Below are 8,496 nucleotides of genomic sequence, written 5' to 3'. Positions count from 1 at the left end.
GGGATGCCGGAATCCAGTCACATGGATGTGAGACTATGGCTTGGCATCAAGCCTAAATCATGCCACAGCGGTATCGGAAAGTTACCATCCCTGGCTCTGGATACTGGCATCCCTGCCAGTATGACGGTGCTAGCTGAAGCATCTTGCTAATCAAGAGTTATTTTGTCCACGTTCCTTAATGGCTATCCTTCTCATAGTTAAGTTTTATTCTTTGCGAAGTACCGGTCTGCGTTTCCACATTCAAGGTCTTGGTCAGCTTGCGCTTTAATACCAATACAACCTGTTGATTAAACAAGCCGACTTTGGTGCCCACATATAAATCCGGCGTCAGATATTGGCCTACCGTAGCCATTGTGTCCTCTAGCGTTTCTCCTTGTTCAACTTCAAGTTCGCCTACGCCCAGTTTGTTGGCAAGCCATGATGCTTTGCCTGCACCGTAAGATAATGCGGCGGAGGCAACCATATTTCCTTCCGCCTGGCTGACCTGATTTAAGGGCCCGCCGGTAATTAAATAGGCAAGCACTTCTTCTTCCGGCAACGCAGGTTCTGAATATAAATGCGTTTTCGGCGCATCCAGCGGGCCGGTCAGGCTGAGAATAGCGGTAACATCTTTGCTTTTTGAAACGCGTATCGCTTCCACGTCCAGCCAGGGCTTATCGATCGGACCGTTAAAAAGGATTTGTCCTTTGCGTACGGTAAGATCCTGCCCGTAACTTTTATAACGCGCCTTGTCCATGTTGATATTGCCATGCACGGCCGTTGTTTCTCCGGTTTTGGTTACCTTTAATGTGCCGGACAGGTCGGTCTTTAGACCTTGCCCTGAAAAGTTGACTTGTTTGCCGAGTTCAATGTCTATATCGGCATCGACAGGGACTGCCGCCGCTGCCTTCTGTTCGGCTTGCTGCTCGCCGAGAATAACTTCATCAGGGCTGACTTTTACCGCATTTTCAGGGATTTGAGTCATCTGTATGATGGCTTTGGGGATCTTTAATTTGCCGGTCACTTTCCGTTGCCGGTCGGTAAACGTGCCTTTTAATTCCGGTGAAACCGTTATTTGAGCTTCCGGCAGTTTAGCCACTTCAAAATTCGTTCCATTCAGCATCAACTCGCCATTCCCTTGCAGGTTGGCAAAACCGTCGAGCTGAATGAACCCTTGTCCCGATTTTGCCGAACCGTGTAGCTGAATACGCTCGGCATAGGCAGATGGAAGCGCTTCAAGCCTGATGTCGCGGATTCCGAGTCCCAGTTCGGCAAAGTCAACAGCTCCGCCGGTGAATCGCACCGCTCCGCTAACAGCGGGTTGGTCGGTACGGCCTTGTAAGGCTAAATTCGCTTTAAGATCGCCTTTAATGTTAGATAACTGCGGAACAAAAGGATTCAACCAGGCAAAGTTAAGCATCGATCCCGTTATCTGTCCGGCCAGGGCTTTACCCTGACCTGTATCCAGCTGTACTTGTCCGCGCAGATAATCCCGGCCGGTCAGGGCCAGATCGAAATCGGCTGAAACCATCGTTTCTTTCAGTTTGCCTGATAACAACCATGAGCCCAAAATAAACTCAATCGGCCCTTGCTGGGTCTGTAACACAATCTTTGCGTTTGCAGGCATGGTCAGTCGAAAATTGCCGCTCAGCAAACCCTGCTGCTGTCGTAGTTCCGCATCGGCGTTAATAATGCCTTTTAACTGCATCGATTCAGGTAGGTAGACTTGCATCAAGCCGGTAGGCAATGCGTTGGCGTTAATTTTAAACTGAAAATCACCGCTGGCCGGATACTGCCCTTGTACGCAAAGATCGGCGGCTTGTTGGGCTAAACAGGCTTGCGCCAAAGACACATCGACACCGGCAGGACTTTGCGCGACGCGGACAGTCATATTATGGGTCAGCTGCCACCGTCCGGAATCTTTGGTATTCAAATCCAGCCTGGAAAAATCGCCCTGCCACACACCGGCCTTGAAACTGCCTGTCAGCATGCTTGACAGATCACCGTAAGAAGAATTGATGTCGGCTTTAAAGCGATGTTGCTCAAGCGTACCCAATCCGTCAATCAGCAGCTTTGCAATATGAAGTTCGCCGGTTTTGATCGCGTTAACAGACAGTTGCATTTTGGAAGTCAGTTTTGCATCGGCTTGATAATCGATGTTGACGGTTAATTGCTCGGCGCTGTGTTCGGCAAAGCGCAAACGCTTGCCGCTCGCCTGAAAGGCCACCGACGGGTTCTTCCACGCGCCTTGTAAACGCCCGTCCCCTTTCAAGCTGCCGCCCAATTTCGGCCATAACGATTCCAACGCAGGCGCGTCGATAGCAACAATAAGAGCGGCTTGCTCCTGTCCCAGCGTGCCGTTGACGGCAATTTTATTCCTTCCCGAAACAACCTGTAAGGCGTCGACTTTCAGCTGGTCACCGGCCAACGCCAGCTTGCCGCCTGCGCTAACCGGATAACCGCGCAACTTGCCCGACAGCTTGTTGATCTCGGCATCCAGTTGTAACGCTTCTCCGGCCAGTTTGCCTTTGATGCGGGTGTTAAAGTTCAGGCTGCCGGGAAGCTCGGGTAACAGGATGGCCGGATTAAAATTCTGCCCGGTTGCAGTCAGATCAAAAACGGTAGCGTCTTTCCAGGACACATCGCCGTCAATCTGAAACACGCCTTCCGGTGATTTGAGCTCCAGTTCTTTGATAGACAAAGCCTCGGTACTGCCTTGGCCTTTAAACGTTAACCGGGATTTTGACAAATACTGCGGACTTAGCTGTGCGTTTAGCATAATCCGATAATCGCTGAGCAAACCGTCCACCTCAAGCGATCCCTGCTCACTGCTTACTTGAGGCTTGTTGCCGCCAAGCGGCCAGTTAAGATTTTGCCAATCGCCGCGTACGTTGATACGCGGCGCATCTTGTAAATTATCCAGATTGCCTGTCAAAGCTGATTTGAACGGTGACGACAACTGATTGTCGAAAGCCAGTTGCCGAATGTCGCCGGTGACGGTAATTGTCGCTTGCCACAGACCGTATTCCTCCGTTGTCGCCTGCCAATCGGCGGTCAAACTTAATGGAAAGCCCTTGCCCAAGCCCACCTGCCCTTTTACTGTTGCTTCCAGCGGTTTGGCATTAACGTCCAGTGAAACCAGATTAACCCGGTCATGTTCGGTAAAGGCCGCCAAATGCAGTTTTTCGAGTTGTTGCAACTGCTCGCCTTGCTGAAAGGTAAGGTTCGTTAACAGCAGGTTTTCAAGCACGATCTGCACCGGCAAGCGTAACTCTGCATTAAAGTCGAAAGTGCTTTGTTCCGGGGCTGCGGTCTTGGTCACGCTGACATTGACATCATTGAGGCTCATATCGACAATTTTTAAAATGCCGGAAAACAGTTCGGAAGGTTGCCAGGCGAACACAAGATTTTTAACGGTGACTGTTTCCGTATCGCTTTTATAATGCAGATCGGAAAGTACTATGCGTTCAAGCAACCGGCCGTCAATGGTTTTAACCGAAACCTGCACCGGTAAATTTGAAAAAACCGTCTGCAACAGCCAGCGGCTGCCGGTTACGCTGTTCATCAAACCGAGCAAGCCGACAGGGATCGTCAGCAGCACAATCAAGATAATCAGAAGAATACGCTTCATCATTCTAAAACGGCGATTGATCCGGATTCATAGCCTTGTCCCGGCGGCAAAATGGATTTGAAATGAAGAATCCGATTCGCTCAAAGGCAATGCAAAATCCAGCCTGACCGGACCGATAGGCGAATACCACCTGACGCCTAAACCGACCCCTGTTTTGATCCTGACATTACCGGGATTATAAGCGTTACCGGCGTCAACAAATGCCGCAACGCCCCAGTTATCAAACAGGTAATGTTCGTATTCCGCGCTGACTACGCTTAAGAACTTGCCGCCTATCACATTACCCGTATTATCCTTGGGACCCAGGTCTCGATAAGCATAACCGCGCACGCTGTTCATACCGCCGGCAAAAAACCGGTACGAGGTCGGCAGCTTGTCGAATTGATCAACCAGCGTTGCACCCTGCTCGGTTCGAGCGATAAATCTGCCGCGCCAAGGTAAGGGATGCGTCCATACGGCGGCTACTGAGCCTTGCGCAAAACTGATATCGGAAATCGGGTTTTCATAACTGCCGGCCAGATTAAGCTCCAGGCGATAGCCTCGGGTAGGCCGCATGGGATTATCGGCAACAGAACGTAGCCAGCTGCCGCCGGGGACTAATAACAGGACCTGATTGGATGTGCTGCCGATGGTAAAGTCTTCGTAAAGAGAATCGAGAAACAGCGTCTGCTTCCAACCGTTATCGAAGGCGTGTTTTAAGCGCGCGGAAAGCTTCGCCGACAGGGACTCATAAGCGTCCAGATCTTCCCGTTTAAAGCCGCCGCCGAAACTGAAGAAATCGTGGGTCGGGTCGTCCAGCGGCACGTTGTATTCAACATCTGCCGTTGACCGCACTGGGGCAAGATCAAGATTGGCATTAATAAAATGTCCGCGGCGATTTATTCGACGGTTACTGTAAGCTGCATTGACTAAAGGCCCTATATCGGTGTCAAAGCCAACACCGAATCCGTAATGCCGGGTTTTGCCCGGATAAAGTTTGATGCTGACGGGAACTTGGTTACCGCGGGTATTTTCAGTATTCGGGCGAATTTCTATCCTGTCGAAGTAGCCGCTTTTCGACAGTGCTGTGTGGGTTTTGGCCAGTTGTTCGCTGGAATAAAAATCGCCGCTTTTTACTGAAATGAATCTGCTGACAAACTCGGGATTCAAAATATCCTGTTCAACAATAACGTCGCCAAACACCCTGCGTTTCCCGGTATTAAACACCAGCGTGATGAGCGCCCTGTTGTTGGCTTTATCGATTAATAATTGTTTTCCCGAAAACGCGGCTTGCAGATAACCTCGTTCCATCGCCAGTGTTTCGAGCCGACTTTTCATCTTTTCGTAGTGATCGTGGCGCAAAGGCTTGCCGTTTGCAGTCAGCAGCGCATTGCGCAGTTTTTGAAACTCGGCGTCATCGCGGGCATCGCCGTTCAGGGTAATGGTGATGTCGCCAATGATGACCTGCGGGCCGGAAGCAATCGTAAAGTCCGCCTGCCAACATTTCGCATTGAAAGCCAATGATTTGTCGATAACGGGATGGTAATAACCCAAAGCCCGTAAAGCCTGCGATATTTCTTCATCGGCATTGTCAAACAAGCCGCGTATTTTCCATTCCGATGCTTGGCACGGCTCTTTTGTCAGCGACAGCATGAGCTGAACATTTTTTTTAGCTTCTCCTGCAAGTCCGTTAACGGAAACCTCTGCGCTGACAGCGGGGGCCGCAAAATACAGCAACAGTGCGAACGGCACAATGCAGAGAGTTGCGGAAATTGGCTGAAAGGTACGCACAGCGTACCCTACCGGGCTACGCAGGCACGCGGAGAGAATAAGAAATAGCATCCGGAATATTCTTTCATGACAATCACTTTATTCAACAACGCCGAATAAAATGGCGAGAGGAAATAATTTTAACGGCTCACCAATATAGAGCTGAAGAGAGTCTTCAACCGCTTCGGTCATAACCCGGCATTGACTGAACAGTTCCCGATACTGTCTGGGGCTGTCTTGCGGCAATTCCAGCCAGGTATCGGCCCCGACATCGCCCAACAATCTGTTAAACCCGTTTAAGCGGGGCACGACCATAACGGCAAAGTTGTTTTGGTCTTGTCTGGCAAAAGCCAGCAGTCTGTCAGCCCCCGCTCCGTGGATATTAACTTTCAGATATTCGCCGTTTTTAAATAACGCGGCGTGTTGATGTCGAAAGCGTAAGGTCTGCATGACCACAAAAAGCTTGATCCGCCCATCTTCCATATTTGCTAATAAGGATCTTATGAATTGCAGCCGGTCAAAATCCGGTTTTGCCAGCAGTGCCTCCATTTCGTTCAATAACTGACTGTTGTTACTGAAATCAACGGGTCGTCGATTATCGGGATCAACCAAAGTAAATTGCCATAATTCGTTGCCTTGATAGATATCCGGCACCCCCGGCGAGGTTGTATGCAACACTACCTGCGCAAGCGCATTATACAAGCCGGGTTTTCTGATTTGCCTTTCGAACTCGGTAAAATCCTTTAAAAATAATGGACTGGCATTGGCGTCCAGGCATTGGTAAACAAATTGATTGACGGCTTGTTCATAATCTTCATTAGGATTGAGCCATGAGGTGTATTGTTTTGCTTCACGCACCGCCTTAATCATATAGCTCCGGATGCGTTCCCGATAATCGGCCGACTCCGCATCCGTCAAACTTGTTAGCGGCCAGGTTCCAATCAGCACCTGATAAAACAGGTATTCATCATTGCTGGCAATAACCACTCCGCTCGTCTTGGTTTTTTTGGCTTTATTCAAGCGCTGCCAGCGTAGTGCCGCTTCCTGCCATTGCAGAGGTATTTCAGTCAATACATTGATTCTTGCCCGTACGTCAGCGCTGTGTTTGGTGTCGTGGGTGGACAGGCATAACAGGGTATGTGGCCATTTTTTAATCCGTTCCCGGTTAAAATGATGAAAGGCGTTGACCGAGTTTCCGAAGTACCGGGGATCGCCGCCCACTTCGTTTAAGGAAATGAGCCGGTTATATTGATAAAGCGCGGTATCTTCATGGCCTTTGGCCATGACCTGCGGCGTATATTGTTGAAACTTCATTACAAATCTCAACAAATCCGTACTTTCAATTAGCGAATAATGTTCCATAAACAGAAGGTGTCGAATGAATTCAAACACGGTTTTATCGGCCGCCCAACTTCGCTGCCTGCCTTGGTCAACCGCCCAATTAATATACTGGCTGTCCTCTTTGCTTACGCGCTGACTGTTGATATAGGTTCGATAAACAGGAAAACAGGCGATAACTTCCGATAAGGCATTGCGCAACGCGTAGAGTGTATAGTCTCGGGTTTTTGAACTGGCATCGGCGATTTTGCTCAACTGATTGGCGAGCACGTTCAATTCACTGGCCAACGCGGTTGTCATCACCTGCCTTTTAGCCTGATACACCAGTTCGTCGAAATTCTGTCGATGCTTTATAAAACGTGCGTAACAATGCGTTAATGATTTTTCGGCCGCGCCATCAATAAAAACGCCGTTAACGATATTGGCAAACTCGTAGCCGGTGGTGCCGTGAATCGGCCAATTGTTGGATAAATATTCATAGTTGGCGACAATTTTCTCGGCCACGATATAGATCGGCGGCGTATTCTGCTCGGTGCCGGTATTTAAAATAGCCGCAATTTTTTTATTAAGGCGTTGATAATAAGCTACCGGATTGCACAATCCGTCCGCATGATCGATACGCAGCCCCTGAATCTTGCCCTGTTCGATCAGCGACAGGATCAGTTGGTGAGTCGCATCAAATACCTTTTCATCTTCAATCCGCAACCCGGCCAGTTCGTTGATGTCGAAAAACCGGCGGTAATTTATTTCATCGCCGGCAACGCGCCAATAAGCCAGCCGATAGACCTGTTGCTCCAGCAATGCATGCAATTCGCCGCTTTCGCCCGCTATCCGGTTAATTTCCATGACATGAAAGTTAATAAACTTAACGAGTTGAGCACTATCCGCACAGAGTTTGGCCAGTTGCTTTTTAAAGACTTCTTTATCGCGCTTGCGTTCTTCTATTTTTTCTTCCGTCCTGTTCGTGCGTGAAGGCAATTTGCTGAAACTGTTATCAATGGTCTGATATTCCAGAAACACCGGATCGTCGACCGCGAAATAGTTCAGTAACTGTTCGTGTTGCGAGCTCAGGATAAAAGGATAAGTCTGTGGATCAACGGGAAACCGGTGCTGATAGTAATAAACGCTAAACTCGCCCTGGTCGGCATCGAAAACCAGCTTCAGTTCCTGCTGTTCCAATATATTCCCGTAATGGTCGCCCAGCACAGGAAGCAGTATTTTATTTTGCAGCGTTCTCTTAACCGGATACCAATCAACATCAAAAAATGAGGCATAGTAAGAAGCCTGACCATTCTCCAGCACATCCAGCCACCAGATGTTGTCGCTGCCCATAATGCCCATGTGATTCGGGACAATATCCGTTATCAGACCCATCCCGTTGCGCCGCAATTCGGCGATAAAACACTCAAAATCCTGGTAACTGCCGATTTCGGGGTTGAGTTCGTTATGGTCAACAATATCGTAACCGTGATTACTGCCGGGACGGGCTTTCAGATAAGGAGAAGCGTAACAGTGACTAATGCCGAGTCGGCGAAGATAGGAAATAAACCGGGTAGCCTCGGCAAAAGTAAATTGCTTGTTAAATTGCAGGCGATAAGTCGAAACGGGAATGTCTATCTCTCTTTGCCGATTTACGGAATCAGTCATAAATCACGCTGTTGTGTGGAATAGAAAAACCGGCAGCCATACTGTTAATCCTGAAAATAATTTGTCTACGAAAAGACACGAAATAAAACAATGCATTGGAGAACCCGCTGCTGTTTTGTATCTGAGTGAGTATTTTCGTGCTTTTCGTGGAC

The 8,496-nt window shown here is 49.0% G+C and carries 3 protein-coding genes; all 3 read right to left on the bottom strand.

Features of this window, described 5'->3' with window-relative positions:
* Positions 1-175: 175 nt before the first annotated feature.
* The 3 genes from Q8L79_RS15735 to treY are packed head-to-tail and all read right to left on the bottom strand — an operon-like array spanning position 176 to position 8,344.
* A complete protein-coding gene (locus Q8L79_RS15735) occupies positions 176-3,613 on the bottom strand; it encodes a translocation/assembly module TamB domain-containing protein (protein WP_305273121.1) in 3,438 nt (1,145 codons plus the stop codon).
* Positions 3,614-3,637: 24 nt separating this feature from the next.
* Positions 3,638-5,431, bottom strand: coding sequence for an autotransporter assembly complex family protein (locus tag Q8L79_RS15730; RefSeq protein ID WP_305273118.1), 1,794 nt, complete (start codon positions 5,429-5,431; stop codon positions 3,638-3,640).
* Between the two features lie 27 nt (positions 5,432-5,458).
* Positions 5,459-8,344, bottom strand: a complete 2,886-nt coding sequence (gene treY / locus Q8L79_RS15725) for a malto-oligosyltrehalose synthase (RefSeq protein ID WP_305273115.1) — start codon at positions 8,342-8,344, stop codon at positions 5,459-5,461.
* Positions 8,345-8,496: the final 152 nt, after the last annotated feature.

Origin of the sequence: Methylobacter sp. (assembly GCF_030680395.1) — a bacterium.
Taxonomy (GTDB): Bacteria; Pseudomonadota; Gammaproteobacteria; order Methylococcales; family Methylomonadaceae; genus Methylobacter_A.
Note: the sequence above shows the minus strand (reverse complement) of the source record. Positions and strands in the feature narration are given on the sequence as shown.

Coding starts and splice junctions, on each gene's coding strand:
- treY (WP_305273115.1), bottom strand. CDS start 8,344: ATGACTGATTCCGTAAATCGGCAAAGAGAGATAGACATTCCCGTTTCG.
- Q8L79_RS15730 (WP_305273118.1), bottom strand. CDS start 5,431: ATGCTATTTCTTATTCTCTCCGCGTGCCTGCGTAGCCCGGTAGGGTAC.
- Q8L79_RS15735 (WP_305273121.1), bottom strand. CDS start 3,613: ATGATGAAGCGTATTCTTCTGATTATCTTGATTGTGCTGCTGACGATC.